This is a genomic window from Aquibium microcysteis, assembly GCF_014495845.1.
In the GTDB taxonomy this organism is placed as follows: Bacteria; Pseudomonadota; Alphaproteobacteria; order Rhizobiales; family Rhizobiaceae; genus Aquibium; species Aquibium microcysteis.
Window position 1 is genome coordinate 4,847,446 of sequence record NZ_CP061080.1, and the last position, 18,111, is coordinate 4,865,556.

At 67.0% G+C, this 18,111-nt stretch carries 16 protein-coding genes; 9 read left to right on the top strand and 7 right to left on the bottom strand.

Going from position 1 to position 18,111, the window contains the following annotated elements:
• Window positions 1-65: 65 nt before the first annotated feature.
• From dnaJ to dnaK, 3 genes are all read right to left on the bottom strand, one after another.
• Complete coding sequence (gene dnaJ / locus IAI54_RS22875; RefSeq protein WP_187969371.1) at window positions 66-1,199, bottom strand: molecular chaperone DnaJ; 1,134 nt, start codon at window positions 1,197-1,199, stop codon at window positions 66-68.
• Window positions 1,200-1,372: 173 nt separating this feature from the next.
• On the bottom strand, window positions 1,373-2,470 hold the full coding sequence (locus tag IAI54_RS22880) for an acyltransferase family protein (protein ID WP_187969372.1): 1,098 nt from the start codon (window positions 2,468-2,470) through the stop codon (window positions 1,373-1,375).
• A 199-nt stretch (window positions 2,471-2,669) separates the two neighbouring features.
• On the bottom strand, window positions 2,670-4,583 hold the full coding sequence (gene dnaK, locus IAI54_RS22885) for a molecular chaperone DnaK (RefSeq protein WP_187969373.1): 1,914 nt from the start codon (window positions 4,581-4,583) through the stop codon (window positions 2,670-2,672).
• A gap of 242 nt (window positions 4,584-4,825) precedes the next feature.
• On the opposite strand from dnaK, the gene IAI54_RS22890 reads away from it, so the two are divergent.
• The 3 genes from IAI54_RS22890 (at window position 4,826) to IAI54_RS22900 (ending at window position 8,612) form a co-directional block, all read left to right on the top strand.
• Window positions 4,826-5,371: a MarR family winged helix-turn-helix transcriptional regulator gene (locus IAI54_RS22890; RefSeq protein ID WP_187969374.1), complete on the top strand. Its 546-nt coding sequence runs from the start codon at window positions 4,826-4,828 to the stop codon at window positions 5,369-5,371.
• A 343-nt stretch (window positions 5,372-5,714) separates the two neighbouring features.
• On the top strand, window positions 5,715-6,827 hold the full coding sequence (locus IAI54_RS22895) for a zinc metalloprotease HtpX (protein ID WP_187969375.1): 1,113 nt from the start codon (window positions 5,715-5,717) through the stop codon (window positions 6,825-6,827).
• 231 nt (window positions 6,828-7,058) lie between these two features.
• Window positions 7,059-8,612: a putative bifunctional diguanylate cyclase/phosphodiesterase gene (locus IAI54_RS22900; protein ID WP_187969376.1), complete on the top strand. Its 1,554-nt coding sequence runs from the start codon at window positions 7,059-7,061 to the stop codon at window positions 8,610-8,612.
• A 5-nt stretch (window positions 8,613-8,617) separates the two neighbouring features.
• Here the strand turns inward: IAI54_RS22900 and IAI54_RS22905 are convergent, their stop codons facing one another.
• Window positions 8,618-9,571: an NAD-dependent epimerase/dehydratase family protein gene (locus tag IAI54_RS22905; protein WP_187969377.1), complete on the bottom strand. Its 954-nt coding sequence runs from the start codon at window positions 9,569-9,571 to the stop codon at window positions 8,618-8,620.
• Between the two features lie 267 nt (window positions 9,572-9,838).
• Between IAI54_RS22905 and IAI54_RS22910 the strand changes: the two genes are divergently transcribed.
• The 4 genes from IAI54_RS22910 (at window position 9,839) to IAI54_RS22925 (ending at window position 14,632) form a co-directional block, all read left to right on the top strand.
• The gene (locus IAI54_RS22910) at window positions 9,839-11,191 is read left to right on the top strand and encodes an ABC transporter substrate-binding protein (protein WP_187969378.1); all 1,353 of its coding nucleotides are present in this window, start codon (window positions 9,839-9,841) and stop codon (window positions 11,189-11,191) included.
• 104 nt (window positions 11,192-11,295) lie between these two features.
• Window positions 11,296-12,309, top strand: coding sequence for a carbohydrate ABC transporter permease (locus tag IAI54_RS22915; protein ID WP_187969379.1), 1,014 nt, complete (start codon window positions 11,296-11,298; stop codon window positions 12,307-12,309).
• A 1-nt stretch (window position 12,310) separates the two neighbouring features.
• Window positions 12,311-13,465, top strand: a complete 1,155-nt coding sequence (locus IAI54_RS22920) for a carbohydrate ABC transporter permease (RefSeq protein ID WP_187969380.1) — start codon at window positions 12,311-12,313, stop codon at window positions 13,463-13,465.
• Window positions 13,466-13,525: 60 nt separating this feature from the next.
• On the top strand, window positions 13,526-14,632 hold the full coding sequence (locus IAI54_RS22925) for an ABC transporter ATP-binding protein (protein ID WP_187969381.1): 1,107 nt from the start codon (window positions 13,526-13,528) through the stop codon (window positions 14,630-14,632).
• A 236-nt stretch (window positions 14,633-14,868) separates the two neighbouring features.
• Here IAI54_RS22925 and IAI54_RS22930 read toward each other — a convergent pair whose 3' ends face one another.
• The gene (locus IAI54_RS22930; protein WP_187969382.1) at window positions 14,869-15,855 is read right to left on the bottom strand and encodes a Gfo/Idh/MocA family protein; all 987 of its coding nucleotides are present in this window, start codon (window positions 15,853-15,855) and stop codon (window positions 14,869-14,871) included.
• A gap of 71 nt (window positions 15,856-15,926) precedes the next feature.
• On the bottom strand, window positions 15,927-16,466 hold the full coding sequence (locus IAI54_RS22935) for a nucleotidyltransferase family protein (protein ID WP_235679148.1): 540 nt from the start codon (window positions 16,464-16,466) through the stop codon (window positions 15,927-15,929).
• Between the two features lie 7 nt (window positions 16,467-16,473).
• Between IAI54_RS22935 and relB the strand changes: the two genes are divergently transcribed.
• Together relB and IAI54_RS22945 are read left to right on the top strand one after the other, a co-directional pair.
• Window positions 16,474-16,683 carry a type II toxin-antitoxin system RelB family antitoxin gene (gene relB, locus IAI54_RS22940; RefSeq protein ID WP_210321164.1) on the top strand — a complete coding sequence of 70 codons (210 nt, stop codon included), beginning with the start codon at window positions 16,474-16,476 and terminating at the stop codon, window positions 16,681-16,683.
• Window positions 16,673-16,972, top strand: a complete 300-nt coding sequence (locus IAI54_RS22945; protein ID WP_187969384.1) for a type II toxin-antitoxin system RelE family toxin — start codon at window positions 16,673-16,675, stop codon at window positions 16,970-16,972. Before relB ends, IAI54_RS22945 begins: the two co-directional genes overlap by 11 nt.
• Before the next feature lie 38 nt (window positions 16,973-17,010).
• Here IAI54_RS22945 and IAI54_RS22950 read toward each other — a convergent pair whose 3' ends face one another.
• The gene (locus IAI54_RS22950) at window positions 17,011-18,027 is read right to left on the bottom strand and encodes a Tim44 domain-containing protein (protein WP_235679149.1); all 1,017 of its coding nucleotides are present in this window, start codon (window positions 18,025-18,027) and stop codon (window positions 17,011-17,013) included.
• Between the last annotated feature and the right edge of the window lie 84 nt (window positions 18,028-18,111).

Consider the following 18,111-nt stretch of genomic DNA (forward strand, 5'->3'; position numbering starts at 1 on the left):
CCTTGCCTGCAGACTGTGTCCAAACGCGGTCCGGTTCACGGCGAAGGCGCGTGGAATGTCCGCCGTCAGTTCCCGAACGACTCGAAGAAGTCCTTCATGCGGTTGAAGAAACCGGTCGACTGCGGGCTGTTCTCGGTGGAGGACAGCTTGTCGAACTCCTCCAGCAGCTCGCGCTGCCGGCGTGACAGGTTCTGCGGCGTCTCCACCGAGACCTGGATGATCAGGTCGCCGACCATGTTCTGGCGCATGACCGGCATGCCCTTGCCCTTGACGCGGAACTTGCGGCCGTTCTGCGTCCCTTCGGGGATCTTCACGCGGGTCTGCGTGCCGTCGAGCGTCGCCACCTCGAACGAGCCGCCGAGCGCAGCCGTCGTCATCGAGATCGGCGCCGTGCAGTAGAGGTTCTCCGCTTCGCGCTGGAAGAACTCGTGCGGCGAAACGGAGAGGAAGATGTAGAGGTCGCCCGAGGGTCCGCCGCGCGTGCCCGCCTCCCCCTCGCCCGACAGGCGGATCCGCGTCCCGTCTTCGATGCCTGCCGGAATATTCACCGACAGCGTGCGCTCCTCGGTCACGCGTCCCTGGCCGTCGCACTTCGGGCAGGGGTCCTTGATGGTCTGGCCGCGGCCATGGCAGGCCGGGCAGGTGCGTTCGATGGAGAAGAAGCCGCCGGTCTGAGCGCGCACGCGGCCGGCACCGCCACACATCGAGCAGGTGACGGGCTGGGTTCCGGGCTTGGCCCCCGAGCCGGAGCACTCGCTGCACGTGATCGAACTGGGGACGTGGATCTGCGCCGTCTTGCCGTTGAAGGCTTCCTCCAGCGTGATCTCCATGTTGTAGCGCAGGTCGGCCCCGCGCTCCCGTCCGCCGGACGAGCGCCGCCGTCCGCCGCCCATCATCTCGCCGAAGATGTCCTCGAAGATGTCGGCAAATCCGCCGGCTCCGGCGAAGCCGGCACCCGCACCGCCCATCCCGCCGTTCTCGAAGGCGGCGTGTCCGAAACGATCGTAGGCGGCGCGCTTCTGGGGGTCCTTGAGCGTCTCGTAGGCTTCGTTGATTTCCTTGAAGCGCCGTTCCGCGTCGGCGTCGCCGGGATTGCGGTCCGGATGGCACTGCATGGCGAGCTTGCGGAATGCAGCTTTCAGGTCCTTTTCCGATGCGCTCTTCTCGACGCCCAGCGTCTCGTAGAAATCAGCCTTCATGGTGCTCGCGGATATTCCTGCTGCCTGTCGGGTTGGCCGGCGCGCCAGGGGCGCCTACCGCTGGCACCGATTTAGTAAAGCCGGCGGGCATGCGCCATAGCCGGTTCGCCACAGGACCGCCTTTTTTTGCCGACGGACCATCCGCCAAGGGCGATTCGCGATGCGTCCGTCACCTATCCGACCGGCTGCGGCGTACGCTGGGGGCTCGGGCGGTCCGGGGTCAGCCGTCCGACCATGTAGCGTCCGACCGGCCGCTCGAAGTATCGCTCGGAAACGACCGCCAGCGCGATCGTGACGGCACACGGCAGGAGGGCGTAGGCATAGAAGCCGATCGTCTCCGTCGGTGCGATCACCTTGCGCCACAGGACGGAGAAGAACACGGCCTCGACGACCGGATGCAGCAGGTAGATGCCGAGCGAGACCTTGCCGATGGGGTGCAGGAAGGCGAGGTAACGCGAAGCGTCTGGATCGTTTCGCTCGGCCAGGGCAGCGAAATACATGCCGGCTGCCAGCAAAGCGACGATCAGGGCCGCGTGCTGGCGCGTGGCCATGGCGGCAAGCGAAAGCGCAAACAGCGTCCACGCCGGCCAGTGCGCCGCCAGGCGAAAGCTGCTCCGGCGGACGGCGACGGACACGAGAGCGCCGATGGTGAAGTCGGCGAAGGCCCGGTAGGCGCCCCAGGTATCTGCGCGCAGCCAGCTCTCGAACGGGATCACCCCGCGTGCAACCGCGGCCTCCAGTGCAAGCACCAGACCACCGGCGAGGACGGCTATGCCGGCAGGACCACCGAGGCGATACGCCAGAACGACGAGCGGCAGGAGGAGGTAGCAGAACCATTCCGCCGAAAGACACCATGCCACGTAGTTGAACGTGAGTTGCTCGGTCAGGCCCCAGGCCTGGACGAGCAGCAGGTTCGCCGGAAGGACGCTCCAGGCATAGCGGCCGGGATCGTCCGTGCGGACGACCCCGAAATGGATCGCGAGCGCGACGCCGCAGAAGAAGAGCAGGGTGGCGAGGTAGAGCGGGTAGAAACGCGCGAGCCGCCGCACCAGGAAGGCGCGGTAACTTCCCGGCGCGCGGAGCAGGTCGTCGCCGTAGCGTTCCATGATCAGGTAGCCGGAGATCATGAAGAACATCTCCATCACGGCCAGAAGCCGATAGAGATAGGCGCCGATTTCCTCATGGCCGGGCGGGGCGAAACGCAGGAAATGCCACACCATGATCGAAAGCGCGGCGATCAGTCTCCATGTTTCGAAGATGCGATAGTGCATGGACGCCCGTCACCCCGCGCGACCGTTCGCGCTACCCACCCTCGATCAATAGGAGGCGGCGAAGGCGGGGTCGAGCTTAACCACCGGTTAAGCTTAACGCGTCGTGGTGGTCGCCACGCGCGCGTGTCGCGGCCAAAGAAAAAGGCCGGTGCCATGTCTGGCACCGGCCGTCACCGTCTGGACGGAGGACGATCTTCGATCAGGCCGACTTCTTCTTGTCGTCGTCGATCTCTTCGAAATCGGCGTCGACCACGTCCTCGCCGGCCTTCTGCGCGTCGGCCTTGGCGTCGGCCGCCGCAGCCTCGGCCTGGCTGGCCTCGTACATCGCCTGGCCGAGCTTCATCGACGCTTCGGTCAGCGCCGTGCTCCTCGACTGGATCTCCTCCAGGTTGTCGCCTTCGAGCGAGGTCTTCAGGGCAGCGATGGCGTTGGAAATCGCGGTGCGATCACCTTCGGACACCTTGTCGCCATAGTCCTTAAGCGACTTCTCGGCCGAATGGACCAGCGCCTCGCCCTGATTCTTCGCTTCCACGAGCGCGCGGCGCTTCTTGTCACCCTCGGCGTTCGCCTCGGCGTCCTTCACCATCTTCTCGATCTCGGAGTCGGACAGGCCGCCCGAGGCCTGGATGCGGATCTGGTGCTCCTTGCCGGTGCCCTTGTCCTTCGCCGAGACGTTGACAATGCCGTTGGCGTCGATGTCGAAGGTGACCTCGATCTGCGGCACGCCGCGCGGTGCCGGCGGAATGCCGACCAGATCGAACTGGCCGAGCATCTTGTTGTCGGCCGCCATCTCGCGCTCGCCCTGGAAGACCCGGATGGTCACCGCCGACTGCGAATCCTCGGCCGTGGAGAACACCTGGCTCTTCTTGGTCGGGATCGTCGTGTTGCGATCGATCAGCCGGGTGAAGACGCCGCCGAGCGTCTCGATGCCGAGCGACAGCGGGGTCACGTCGAGCAGCAGAACGTCCTTGACGTCGCCCTGCAGCACGCCGGCCTGGATGGCGGCACCCATGGCGACCACTTCGTCCGGATTGACGCCCTTGTGCGGGTCCTTGCCGAAGAACTGCTTCACCACTTCCTGGATCTTGGGCATGCGGGTCATGCCGCCGACCAGAACCACCTCGTCGATCTCGGCTGCCTTAACGCCGGCATCCTTGAGCGCGGCCTTGCAGGGCTCGATGGTGCGCTGAACCAGATCGTCCACCAGCGCCTCGAACTTCGCGCGGGTGAGCTTCATCGTCAGGTGCTTCGGTCCCGACGCGTCGGCGGTGATGAAGGGCAGGTTGATTTCGGTCTGGGCCGAGGACGACAGCTCGATCTTGGCCTTCTCGGCGGCTTCCTTGAGCCGCTGGAGGGCGAGCTTGTCGTTCTTCAGGTCGATGCCCTGTTCCTTCTTGAACTCCGCCGCCAGGTACTCGACCAGACGCATGTCGAAGTCTTCGCCGCCGAGGAAGGTGTCGCCGTTGGTCGACTTCACCTCGAACACGCCGTCGCCGATCTCGAGGATCGAGATGTCGAAGGTGCCGCCGCCGAGGTCGTAGACCGCGATCGTGCCCGCCTTCTTCTTGTCCAGGCCATAGGCCAGCGCGGCCGCCGTCGGCTCGTTGATGATGCGCAGAACCTCGAGGCCCGCGATCTTGCCGGCATCCTTGGTCGCCTGACGCTGGGCATCGTTGAAATAGGCCGGGACGGTGATGACCGCCTTCTCCACCTTCTCGCCGAGATAGGACTCCGCCGTCTCCTTCATCTTCTGAAGCGTCATCGCCGAGATCTGCGAGGGCGAGTACTTCGAACCCTGCGCTTCGACCCACGCATCGCCATTGTCCGCGCGAACGATCCTGTAGGGGACGAGCTTCTTGTCCTTCTCGGTGACCGGGTCGTCATAGCGGCGGCCGATCAGGCGCTTGACCGCGAAGATGGTTCCCTCGGGGTTGGTGACGGCCTGACGCTTCGCCGGCTGACCCACGAGACGCTCGTCGCCGTCGGTGAAGGCCACGATCGACGGCGTGGTGCGAGCACCTTCCGCATTCTCGATGACCTTGGCGTCCTTGCCGTCCATGACGGCGACGCAGGAATTGGTCGTTCCGAGGTCGATACCGATTACTTTAGCCATGTCTATGCTCTCCGCTTTAGCAGGCTGCCAGGACCCGTACCGGCGTTCCGCACGGCAGCCCCTGTTTTCAGGAATCTGCTCCGTCCCCATGCGCGATCGGCACGTCTTCGGAGCGTCGCGGCGTATATAAGTAGGGGAGTTTTCTCACGCAAGCGGGATGCCCCGGGCAGTTCTGCTTGTGTGTCATGCGCGACCCCTTTATATGTACGTTGCATATGTGCGGGCTGCCCGGGAAGCGCTTGATGCTGGACGATTCCGAAACGGCCCGGCTCGAAAACGCCTTCGGAGCGATGAGCCTCGCCTGCGTGGACAAGATGGAGCGGGCCTTTCTCGCCGCCGGCGGTCGTGGCCCCAGCGCAACGGCGGCCATCATCCGGATCGGTACCGAGCCGGGACTGTCGATCGAACGGCTGCGCCGGATGCTGGCGCTGTCGCACTCGGCGACGGTGCGGCTCGTCGACCAGCTCGCGGCCGCCGGCCTGGTGATGCGCGAGACCGCCGGCGCCGGCGCCGGCGCCGTCGACCGACGCGCGCGGGCCCTCGTCCTTACCGCCGAGGGCGAGGCGGCCTTCCAGCGCAGCCTTGCTGCGCGGCGCGACGTTCTCGCCCGCGCCACCCGGACCCTCACTCCAGAGGACAAGCGCCTCCTCGACGCCCTGATCGGCAAGATCCTGCCTGCACTGGTCGATCCCGGCGACGATTCGGACATCGTCTGCCGAATCTGCGACGAGGGGAGCTGCATTCCGGCGCGCTGCCCCATCGACCATCGCGAAATACCGGTGGGCTGAGCCGCCCCGCTTTCTCCGAGCCTATGGATTCGAGCGGTCCCTTCCCGTTGACGGATTGCGCTATTATATGTATGCTGCATGCATAATAACAATGGAGAGTCGTCGTGCACCGCCTCGCGCTACTGTGGTACTTCGGCGACCCGCTCGCGGTTCTGCGGCCCGTGCCGCCACGACATCGCAACGATCCGGAGGGTGGCGCCTGGCGCCTTGGTTGCCGCTCGGCTTCACCGGGCGTGGAGACCGGCCGGGGTCGGTGAGGGTGAGGCTGGCGCGCGATGCGGAAGGGCGTCACGGTGAACCCTCGGGCTCGGCAAGTGCTTCGGGGCACCCCATATCTTCCGACATGAACCACTCTCCGAGCATCGACCTGTTCGAGCAGCGCCGCCACCGCGTGCTGAACACCGTCCACACCTGGCTCCTCGGCGCCGGCAGCCTCGTCCTGCTCGCCGTCAGCGCCTATGCTTTTGCCGGCGCCACCGGCATTGTCTTCGCGCTGGTCTTCGGCGCGGTGACGATGGTCACGGCGCTGCGCGTGAGCCCTGCCATGGTGCTGTCGATGTACGACGCCCGTCCGGTCTCCAGCCGCGAGTTTCCGCTCGGCGCGGAACTGGTCGAGGAACTGTCGCGCCGTGCCGGCCTGCCTTCGGTGCCGAAGCTGCATGTCGTGCCGTCGGCGGTGATGAATGCCTTTGCCGTCGGCCGGCGCGACGATGCTGCCATCGCCGTCACCGACGCGCTGGTGCGCGCCATGAGCGCGCGCGAACTCGCCGGCGTGCTGGCCCACGAGATCAGCCACGTCGCCAACGAGGACGTGAAGGTGATGGCCTTCGCCGACATGGTCTCGCGCTTCACCTCCACCATGGCGACGGTCGGACTGTTCTCGCTGGTGCTCAATGCGCTCGGCTTCGCCGGAGGTTACGAGGCGCAGGTGCCCTGGTTGGCGGTGCTGGTGCTGATGGCCTCGCCGACCATCGGCGGCCTGCTGCAGCTCGCCCTGTCGCGCACCCGGGAGTTCGATGCCGATCTCGGCGCAGCGATCCTCACCGGCGACCCGGATGGACTCGCCTCGGCACTGGCGAAGCTGGAGCGTCAGCAGCGCGGACTCTGGGAGCGGCTGATGCTGCCGGGCGGGCGAACGCCCGACGCCTCCGTGCTGCGCAGCCATCCCGTCACGGAGGAGCGAATCGCGCGGCTGCAGACCCTGAAGACCGCCCGCGGCCTGACGGAGGCGACGCCGGTGGTGGAGGCGGTGGAGGGCGGGATGCGCCGCCGCCGGAGCTTCATCCCGGCTGTCGGACGCCACAGGCCCGTCGACTATCGCGCGATGGCGTCGCTGCTCGCCGCCGAGCATCCACTTTCGCCCGACCGGCGCGAAGGCCCCGCCCATCCCTCCTCGCTCGCCGTTCCCGATGGACGGCCGCGCATCCGCATCCGGCGCGGCGGCATCTGGTACTGACGTGGTCCGAATCGTCCCTCACACGATGCGCCGCGATGCGCAACGTCTTCTTTGATCGTCGGTCGTCGCGTGCGTGTGCGTACACTATTCGGGTCATGTTGGTTCGTTAGCAAACAATTAGGGCACCATTCATAAGGTCGGCGGCAGTGGGGTTTGCAGGGACGGACGGCGACGCGGCCAGGCAGGAGAATGCGCGGGCGCGCCGCAGGCGGGGCCAGCGAGGGGACCGGCATGAAGGTGATCGCAGCGTTGCGCCGGAACAAGGCGTACCGTCAGGCCGTGTTCCTCGTCTTAGCGGGTGTCGCCATCTGGATGAGCGCGCTCGCCGCCGACCTCTTCGACACGGTCGATCGCTTCATCCACGAGCACGAGGACTGGGAGATCGACGAGGTCTTCTTCGCCGTCATGCTGACCGGTCTCGGCGGGCTCATCTTCAGCGGCTGGCGGCTGCGTGACCTCTCCGAGGAGATCGAGCGCCGGGATCGCGCCGAACGGGATGTCGTCTGGATCGCGCGGCACGATCCTCTCACCCGTCTGCCCAATCGGCGCGGCCTGGAAGAACGGCTGCGTGAACTGGCCGCTGAGCCGCACGCGTCCCGACTGCTGGTCGCCTATGCGATCGATCTCGACGGCTTCAAGAAGCTGAACGACCTGTTCGGGCACCAGGCCGGCGACGAGGCCCTGGTGGCGGTCGCAGATCGTCTGCGGCACCTGTTCCCGCAGGAGGCGATCTTCCGTGTCGGCGGAGACGAATTCCTCGTCCTGCAGCACGTCGCCCGAACTCCCTGCGTGATGCACCTCGCCGAGGAAATCGTCGCGTCGCTCTCCGAACCCTACCTGCTCGGCGGGGTGACGGCCGACATGAGCGCCAGCGTCGGCGTCGCCACGGCGCCGGAAGACGCAGACGACGCGGCTTCGCTGATCAAGCTTGCCGACCTCGCCATGTACGCCGCCAAGCGTCTCCGCACCAGCCGCGTTGCGCGCTACGACGCGGCCATGGGCGAGGCCCAGACCCGCCGCAACCGGTTGGAACGCGACCTCCGTCAGGCGCTCAAGGACGGCGCGGTCGAGCCCCATTTCCAGCCTCTCGTCGACCTGCGGACACGCGAGATCGTCGGGTTCGAGGCCCTAGCGCGGTGGTGCACGCCCGACGGACGGACCGTCGCCCCGGACGAATTCATCCCGCTCGCCGAGGACACCGGTCTGATCACCGAGCTATCGGAGCAGATGCTGCGCAAGGCCTGCATCGCGGCGTCGGACTGGCCGCACCACGTCTCGCTCGCCTTCAACGTCTCGCCTGCGCAAATGACGGACAAGCTCCTCGGGCTGCGGATCCTGCGCATCCTCGGCGAGACCGGCCTCACGCCCGACAGGCTGGAGATCGAGGTCACCGAAAGCGCCATCATCCAGCATGTCGAGATGGCCGAGCTGGTGATTGCGGATCTCGTCGGGGCCGGCATTCGCATCGTCATCGACGATTTCGGCACCGGCTTCTCGAGCCTGGCTCAGTTGTCGCGCTTCCCCTTCGAGAAGATCAAGATCGACCGCAGCTTCGTCGGACGCTTCGAGGTGGAGGAGAAGCAGGAGATGATCGTGCAGGCGATCGTCGGGCTCGGCCGGCGGCTTGGCCTCACCACCACGGCCGAGGGGATCGAAAGCGAATCGCAGGCCGTATCGCTTCGCGCCATCGGCTGCGACCAGGGACAGGGCTTCCACTTCAGCCCGGCAGTTCCGGCAGCCGCCACGTCATCGCTGCTGCGCGAAGACCGGCGCCGTCGCGCCTGAGGGCCTCAGCCACCATATTCCAGCGCCCGCGCCAGCAGCGCTCCCGCATCGCCGTCGTGGCGGAAGCCGAGGCTCTCGGCGATGGCCGTGGTGAGCGGCGGATAGGACCCGTATTGCGCCTGCAGCACCGGATCGGGCGCGAAGGTCACGCGGTCACGCACGCCGGGGCCGAACCGTTCGGCGAGCGCCTCCACCACCTCGCCCATCGACAGCCGGAGGGCGGGCAAGGTGAAGGCGCGCCGTGCGTCCAGCCGTTCCCGCGGCAGCATCGCGGCGTGGATGAGGTTGTCCACGCAGCAAGCCCGCGACATCAGCCAGGATGTCGATTCGGGCGCGACCGGACAGACGAAGGGCTCGCCGGCCGCCAGGGTGGTGAAGATGTCGCTCATGTAAGCAGAATGGTGACCGCCCGGGCGCCGCGGCCGCGCCACGATGCCGGGAAGGCGCAGCGCAACCGCGTCCACCGTGCCGCGTCGGGCATGGTCGGTCAGAAGCGTCTCCATCATCAGCTTCTGCGCGCCGTAGCTGAGCGTCGGCAGCGGCAGCGTCTCGTCGGTCACCGCGTCGGCCGGAAGAGGCACGCCGAACACGGCGATGGTGGAGGAGAAGACGAACCGCGCCGGCCTCGCTTGCCGCGCCAGTCGCTCCACGAGAGCCAGGGTGGCCTGAGCGTTGACCCGCCAGCCGAGCGCGAAGTCTCCCTCGGAAGCCCCGCCGGGAACGGCCGCGAGGTGGAACACCACGTCGATCGGCTCGGCCGTGATCGCGTCGAGGAAATCCGGATCGCCGATGTCGCCGATCACCGGCCGGATGCCGAGCGGCAGGCTCTCCGGCGGCAGCGTCTCGTCGATGGCGACGATCTTCGCTTCGGGCGAGGTTCCGGCGAGCCCCTCGGCAGCCAGCCGCCGCACCAGTTCCCGTCCGATGAAGCCGCCCGCCCCGGTCACGACGATGCGCATGAGATCCTCCCGTGGAGACCGGCCGGCCAAGTCGAACCACCCGTTGTCCATCGAATACGGACGAGCCCCCATGCCGTCAACGTCGATCCGCAGCCTTCCGCTCGTGTCGGCGGCCGGGCGCGTGGTTTTCCCGGCGCCGCTGCAATCGGGACCTTCGGCGAGTTTCTGGCCTTCGAAGGTTGCAAGGCGCGCCGATCCGGGACACTCTGTTCTCGTTGCGGGGGGAGGACAGACACCGAAGTAGCCGTTGCCATCGGGAGGAAAACGATGAAGCACACATGGTTCGCCAGCGCGGCGTTGCTGGCTCTGGCCCTTGCCACACCGGCATCGGCACAGCTGAAATTCGCACCTGGCGAAGATGACCGCTTCAACTGGGAGGACTATGAGAACCTCCAGAAGATCGACCTGAAGGGCCAGACCCTGTCCGTCTTCGGCCCCTGGCGCGGCGAGGACGAGGCGCTGGTGCGCTCGGTGCTCGCCTACTTCTCGGAGGCGACGGGCGTCGATCTCACCTACTCCTCGTCGGAGAACTACGAGCAGCAGATCGTGATCGACACGCAGGCCGGCAGCCCGCCCAACGTTGCCGTTTTGCCGCAGCCCGGCCTGATCCAGGACCTGGCCTCCAAGGGGCTCCTGACGCCGCTCGGCGAGGATGCGGCCGCCTTCGTGCGCGACAATTACGGCGCAGGCCAATCCTGGGTCGATCTCGGTACGTTCCGGGGCGCCGACGGTGAAGAGCATTTCTACGGCTTCCCCTACAAGGCCGATCTGAAGTCCCTGGTCTGGTACGTGCCGGAGAATTTCGAGGAGGCCGGCTACGAGGTGCCGACCACCTGGGACGAGCTGATGGCGCTGCAGAAGCAGATCGTCGAGGACGGGGGAACGCCCTGGTGCATCGGCCTCGGATCGGGCGGCGCGACAGGCTGGCCGGCCACCGACTGGGTCGAGGACATCATGCTGCGCACGCAGCCGCCGGAAGTCTACGACCAGTGGACCTCGAACGGGATCCCCTTCACCGACGAGCGTGTCGTCGGCGCGATGCAGATCTTCGCCGACATCGCGACCGTTGGCGAGAACGTCTCGGGCGGAGCGGCGGCGGTCGCGGCGACCGATTTCCGCGACAGTCCCAAAGGCCTCTTCGATCTGCCGCCCAAGTGCTACATGCACCGACAGGCCTCCTTCATCTCCTCCTTCTTCCCGGACGGGACGGAAATCGGCCTCGACGCCGACTTCTTCTATCTGCCGGAGATGACGGACAAGAACCTCGGCAAGCCGGTGCTAGGCGGCGGAACGCTGTTCACCATCACCAGGGATTCGCCGGCGGCGCAGGCTTTCATCGATTTTCTGCAGACCCCGCTGGCGCATGAGATCTGGATGGCGCAGTCCGGCTTTCTGACGCCGCTCAAGACGGCCAATCCGGAAGCCTATGCCAACGAGGCGCTGAAGAAGCAGGGCGACATCCTCGTCAACGCCGACACCTTCCGCTTCGACGGTTCGGACCTGATGCCCGGCAAGATCGGCGCGGGCGCGTTCTGGACCGGCATGATCGATCTCGTCGGCGGCAAGCCGGCCGACCAGGTCGCAGCCGAGATCCAGAGCGCCTGGGACGCGATCAAGTAGAGCGGCGGCGGTGCCGTGACGGCGCGGGCGGGCCATCGGCCGGGCTCGTCGCCCGAACGGTCCGCACCGGCTGTCGCGATCGCACCGTCCGGGGAGGAGACATCATGGCAACCCAGATCCTGTCGGCGATCATCGTCATCATCGTCGGCGTCGGCGGCTGCGTGGCCTATTTCTGGGGCGCCAACCGCCTGCTCGAACTGGCGCTGCCGGCGCGGGGCGTGAGCGGTGAAGCCGCCATCGACAACCTCCGCCGGCAGGGCTTCATCCGGCCCTGGCTTTTCATCGGCCCGGCGCTGCTGATCCTGACGATCTACCTCATCTATCCCGTGGTGGAGACCTTCCGGCTGTCCTTCCTCGACCGCAGTGGCCAGGATTTCGTCGGGCTGGACAACTACCTCTGGGCGATCGGCGACCGCGAATTCCGCGCGTCCATCCTCAACAACCTGCTCTGGCTCGCGGTGGTACCCGCGATCTGCACCTTCTTCGGGCTGGTGATCGCCGTGCTCACCGACCGCATCTGGTGGGGCACCATCGCCAAGAGCCTGGTCTTCATGCCGCTCGCCATCTCCTTCGTCGGCGCCAGCGTGATCTGGAAGTTCATCTACGAGTACCGCGCCGCCGACCAGACCCAGATCGGCCTGCTCAACGCCCTCGTCACCTGGCTCGGCTTCGAGCCGCAGGTGTGGATCTCGATCCCCTTCTGGAACAATTTCTTCCTGATGGTCATCCTGGTCTGGATCCAGACCGGCTTCGCGATGGTGATCCTCTCGGCCGCGCTGCGCGGCATTCCCGACGAGACGATCGAGGCCGCGGTGATCGATGGTGCGAACGGCTTCCAGATCTTCTGGAAGATCATGATCCCGCAGATATGGGGCACCATCGCCGTGGTCTGGACCACGATCACCATCCTGGTGCTGAAGGTCTTCGACATCGTGCTGACCATGACCAACGGCCAGTGGAACACCCAGGTGCTGGCCAATCTCATGTTCGACTGGATGTTCCGCGGCGGCGGCGATTTCGGCCGGGGCGCCACCATCGCGATCGTCATCATGCTGGCCGTCATCCCGATCATGATCTGGAACATCCGCCAGGCCAACCGCGAAGCGGATGGAGGCTGAGATGGCAGGCAAGGCCGGACGAAGCTCTCTTGGCCGCTGGGGCGTGCATCTGGCGGTGCTGGCCATCGTCGTCGTCTGGACCCTGCCGACGCTGGGCATCCTGGTGAGTTCGCTGCGCGATCGCGACCAGATCATCGTGTCGGGCTGGTGGACGGCGCTGTCGGGCTCGGAGCAGACCGAGGCCGCCCGGCTCGGGGATGCCTCCACCCAGGTCGAGCGCGACGGGGGCTTCTTCATTGAGGGCCGGCTCTTCGGGGAGGGCGACACGCGCAACGTCGTGGCCTTCGGCACGCGTGCGACCGAACCGGATGCCTGGGATGCGGGTACGCAAGCCGATCTCGGCGACGGCGTGACCCTGACCGTCGCACCGGATTCGTCCTACGTCCTGTCATCGCCGGTCGCCTTCGAAGGCCGTCGCGGCCAGCGCGTCTACTTCTCCGCACTCTCGCCGCCGCGCTTCACGACCGAAAACTACGAGACCGTGCTCTTGTCGGAAGGCATCGGCCGATCCTTCATCAATTCGCTGACGGTGACGATCCCCGCCACGATCATCCCGATTCTCATTGCCGCCTTCGCTGCCTACGCGCTGGCCTGGATGCGCTTTCCCGGCCGCGCGATCCTCATCGCGGTGATCATCGGCCTGCTGGTCGTGCCCCTGCAGATGTCGCTGATTCCGCTCCTGAAGCTCTACAACGGCGTCGGCGCCTTCTTCGGCGTCCCGGCCAAGACCTATCTCGGCATCTGGCTCGCCCACACGGGCTTCGGCCTGCCCTTCGCGATCTTCCTGCTCAGGAGCTATATCGCCGGCCTGCCGCGCGAGATCATGGAATCGGCACGCATCGACGGGGCGTCCGACTTCGAGATTTTCGTCAGGATCGTGCTGCCGCTCTCCTTTCCCGTGCTCGCCTCCTTCGCCATCTTCCAGTTCCTGTGGGTCTGGAACGACCTTCTCGTGGCGATGGTGTTCCTCGGCACGGGCCGCGACCAGCTCGTGCTGACCGGCAAGCTCAACGCCCTGCTGGGCTCGCGCGGCGGCGACTGGGAGATCCTCACGACATCGGCCTTCGTCACCATCATCGTGCCGCTGATCGTGTTCTTCTCGCTGCAGCGCTACTTCGTCCGCGGCCTGCTGGCCGGCTCGGTCAAGGGCGGTTGAGGCGCGGCATGGCGATGATGCGACGGGAGTCGCCGGTTACGGCGGGAGCAGGAGGGCACCATGGCTGATCTTCACCTGAAGGACGTGCGCAAGGCCTATGGCGCCGTCGAGATCCTGCACGGAATCGATCTCGAGATCCGATCCGGGGAGTTCATCGTCTTCGTCGGGCCGTCCGGCTGCGGCAAGTCCACGCTGCTGCGCACCATCGCCGGCCTGGAGGACATCTCGTCGGGCACCCTCGAGATCGACGGGCAGGTGGTCAACGACGTACCGCCGTCGAAGCGCGGCATCGCCATGGTGTTCCAGTCCTACGCGCTCTACCCGCACATGACGGTCTACGACAATATGGCTTTCAGCATGAAGATCGCCCGCGCCGGTCGGGAAGAGATCGACAGGCGTGTGAGGAACGCCGCCGAGATCCTGCAGCTGACGAAATATCTCGACCGCCTGCCCAGGGCGCTTTCGGGCGGCCAGCGGCAGCGCGTCGCCATCGGGCGTGCCATCGTGCGCGATCCGAAGGTCTTCCTGTTCGACGAACCGCTATCGAACCTCGACGCGGCACTTCGCGTCGCCACCCGCATCGAGATCGCGAAGCTCAAGGAGAGCATGCCGAACACGACCATGATCTACGTCACCCACGATCAGGTCGAGGCGATGACGCTCGCCGACCGCATCGTGGTGCTGAAGGACGGCCACATCGAGCAGGTCGGCTCGCCGATGGAGCTCTACCGGCATCCGGGCAACCTCTTCGTCGCCCAGTTCATCGGCTCACCAGCCATGAACATCGTGCCTGCGACGATCGAGCAGGCGGGCTCGCGCACCGCCGTCTCCATCGCCGGGCACGGCGGCGTCACGGTGCCGGTGGCGACGCCGGCGGACGCGGCCGGCCGCGAGATCTCCTTCGGCGTGCGCCCGGAGGATCTGGTGGTGACGTCCGGCGAGGAATTCCTGTTCGAGGGCACCGTCGACTTCGTCGAACAACTCGGGGAGGTGCAGCTTGTCTACGTCGACCTCGGCCGCGAGGGCGTGCCGCTGGTCGCCAAGATGCCCGGCGGCGCCGAGGTCAAGCGCCGCTCGACCATCCGCCTGACGGCGGCGCCGGAGGATCTGCACATCTTCGGGGCGGACGGGCGGGCGTTCGCGCGGGCACGGGTGGAGGGAGCGTAGGGGGCGGCCGCATAGGCGGTCGGACCGTCGCATTGGCCTGACACGCCCCGCTCCGTCGCGCGCCCCTCTGCCCCCCCCACAAGGGGGGAGATCGGCGGTCGCGGCCGCCGTCGCCAACGTCCATCGGCGTAGAAGGAGCGCCGCCGCCGAAGCTGCCGATCTTCCCCCTCGTGGGGGAGATGTCCGGCAGGACAGAGGGGGGTATCGTCGAGCGCGACTCTCCGCGCCCGCCGTCCCTACACCTCTTCCCACCCGCCGCTCTCGCCCGCCCGGAAGATCGCGTCGATCACCTTCTGGTTCTTCACCGAGCTCTCCAGCGGGAACACGTCCACCTTCTCCCCGCGTGCGGCCTTCACGAAGGCCTCCGCCTGCAGCCGGTACTGCCTTGTGTCGGGGAAGCGGTAGACGGTGGCCTCCGTGTGGTTGTGGTTGTGAAGCGTCACCGTGTCGTCGCCATAGATGCGGGCGTTGAACGGCGTCGCCACCTCGATGAAGCCGGCCTCGCCGTGGAACACCATGCCCTGCCGCGCCGCCATCTGCGTCGAGACGTAGAAGGTCATGTCGAAATCGCCGCAGTCGGCGGTGACGTGCGAATAGATGTCCGTGCCGAAGGCCGGGTCGCGCTCGACGCGGGCGCGGATCTTCAGCGGCTCCCTGCCCGTCGACAGCCGCATCGCCACGGTCGGATAGACGCCGATGTCGGGCAGGCCGCCGCCGCCGAGTTCCGGCCGATTGCGCATGTTGACGGGATCGACGTTGAAATAGGTGAAGGCGCCCTGCACGTGGCGCAGCCGGCCGATCGCGCCGTCCGCGATCAGGTCGCGCACCTTGTGCCATTGCGGATGGTAGGCCACCATGAAGGCCTCGCAGACCAGCACGCGGTTCCGGTCGCGCGCGGCGATCACCGGGGCGATGTCTTCGGCGTTCAGCGCCAGCGGCTTCTCCACCAGCACGTGCTTGCCTGCATCGGCCGCCTTGATCGCCCATTCGACGTGCTCCGAGGTCGGCAACGGTATATAGACGCCGTCGACCGTGTCAGACGCCAGCATCTCCTCGTAGGAGCCGAAGGCATGCGGCGCGCCGATCCGCCCGGCCAGCGCCTGCGCGCGCGACAGGTCGCGGCTGGCGACGGCGGTGACGAGCCCGTTCTCGCTGTCGTTCAGCGCCGGGATGACGTGCTCGCGGCCGATCTTGGCGGTGGACAGGATACCCCAGCGAAACATTTTCTTTCCTCCTCGAAAAATATCGGGGCGACACTACTGCGTGACGGGCGAGGAGGGAACCGGGAAAGCAGTTACCAGGGTACGACCGTCAACTCCGGCCAAAGGGGAAGCGCCCGTGCCGCTTTGCTATCATGCGTGGCGCGGTTGTCGAGCACCCGGTTGGGCACCAGCCGGAACGAGAAGATGTCGTCGAGCCCGAAAGGTGCATGGAGGTTGAGGCGATCATCGGCGTCGAGCCGCACGCCGACCGAATGGGTCGTGCAGGCGAAGCGGTCGATGCCTTCCCGCGACGAGCCGAGCGGCGGGTAGGGCTGGCCGAAATGGCTCTCATACCAGAGATGCACTCGCGCCTGATTGCGGATTTCGACCGGCACCGGAAGCGCGGCGAAGGATGGCGCGGCACGGCGGATCACCGCGTCCTCCCCCTCCCACGACAGGTCGGCGGCATCGAAGTAGAACAGGTCGACGTCCTTGACGCCATGGCCGGAGAGCCGCCCCGTGAGCGTGTTCCGGACGGTATTGTAAAGCGCGCCCGAGACGATCCACCACTCCGGTAGGTCGAGGCCGCGGTATGGTCCGCCCCGTTCATCGACCCGGGATCGAGACGTCATGAAAACCTTGAGCATCCGCATCGACGACGACGTCAAGACGCGCTGGGACGAACTCGCCGAAGCGCACGGCCTCGACAGCCAGCGCCTCATGCGCGAGGCGATCGTCGAGAAGCTGGAGGAGTTGGAAGACCTTTACGTCGTGAAGGCTCGCACGACGGCGCCATTCCAGCCGGTGCCAAACGAAGAGGTCTGGCGGCGGCTCGGCCTTGAGGATTGAGTGGCATCCGGATGCGGTTGCAGACCTTGCGCGCATCGGGACCGCCGACCAGCGCCGAATCAAGGCGGCGCTGGACGATCTCCTCGCCGCGCCCGATGCGCGGCAGCGCCTCGTCCCCTATTCGGGCGATCTGAAAGGCCACTGGAAGCTGCGCGTCGGCGACTACCGGCTTGTCTGCCGTGTCGAGGACAGGAATGGCCAGCGCGTGCTCGTCATCTATCGCGCGCACCGAAGCCGCGCCTACGACAGTCGGAGCCTCAGGACCATCCTGCGGCGATCCGAAGATTGAGCCCGGCGCACATTGCGCCGGACACCGCCCTGCCCCCCTCACGCCTCCTGAATCGCCGACAGCTTCCACGCGCCGCCACGCTCGCGCACGAAGGTCCAGAGTTCGACCGTCTCGCTGGGCTCCTCCGAGCCGCCGGCGAGCGCGCCCGTGGCGCGGTCACGCAGCACGTCGACGGCCTCGTAGCGCAGCGCCGCGGTGGCATAGTCGCGGTCGTGTTCGCGCCATGCCTCGGCGATGTCGGCCTGCAGGAGATGCACGCCCGAGACCGCGTTCACCACGCCGCGCGTGGCGTTCTGGGCGAGTTCCTCGGAGAAGAACGACACCATCTCGGGCGTCGACAGCCGGCGCAGCGCTGCATGATCTTCGCGCGAGAAGGCCTCCTGCACCTCGGTCAGCCGCTGCTGGAACGTGTCGAGGTCGGCCTGATCGAGCCGGATGTGCTCGATCTCAGGCTCGCTTTCGACCTGGGCCGCCGCCCCGCCACCGATCGAGGGAACGGTGAAACCGCCAGCCCTGCGTGTGTCGCCGGAAGGCGCCGCGTCTCGCCGCGTCGGTTCGCGGCCGAAGCCGTGGCCGCCCGAGGGCGCGCCGCCGGCCATGGCCGGAGTCCGGCGCGAGCGGAAGAAGGCCATTGCCAGCCAGATCAAAGCTCCGACCAGCAGGAGCTGGATCAGGAAGCCGAGCGCGCCGGCCATGCCGCCGAAGCCGTAGCCGAGCAGCATGCCGAACAGGCCGCCGATCAGGATGCCGCGCATCAGCGACCCGCCGAGGCCGCCGCCGAACATCCCGGGCCGCTGCGGGCCGGCCGCCTGCTGCGCGCCCGTCTGCTGCTGGCGGGTGGCGCCCGGCGCCGGTGCCGGCGTCATCGAGCGCTCGACGGGTGCGGTCTGGGCCGGAGCGGTGCGGGTGGGAGGTGGCGCCTGGAAGGTGCGCGATCCGCGGCTGCCGAAGCTGCCGCCGCGCCGTGCCTCGGCGAAATCCGTCGAGACCAGCGTGAAGGACACGAAGAGCGCCGCGAAGAGGGCGAAGAAGGTGAGACCGCGCATGCGCAGCATGGAATGGGTTCCTCCATCTGCCCGCTCGTTGGTGGAATGCTCGGCGGGCCCGTTGAGTGTGCGATCCGACATCGCGACCGTGGG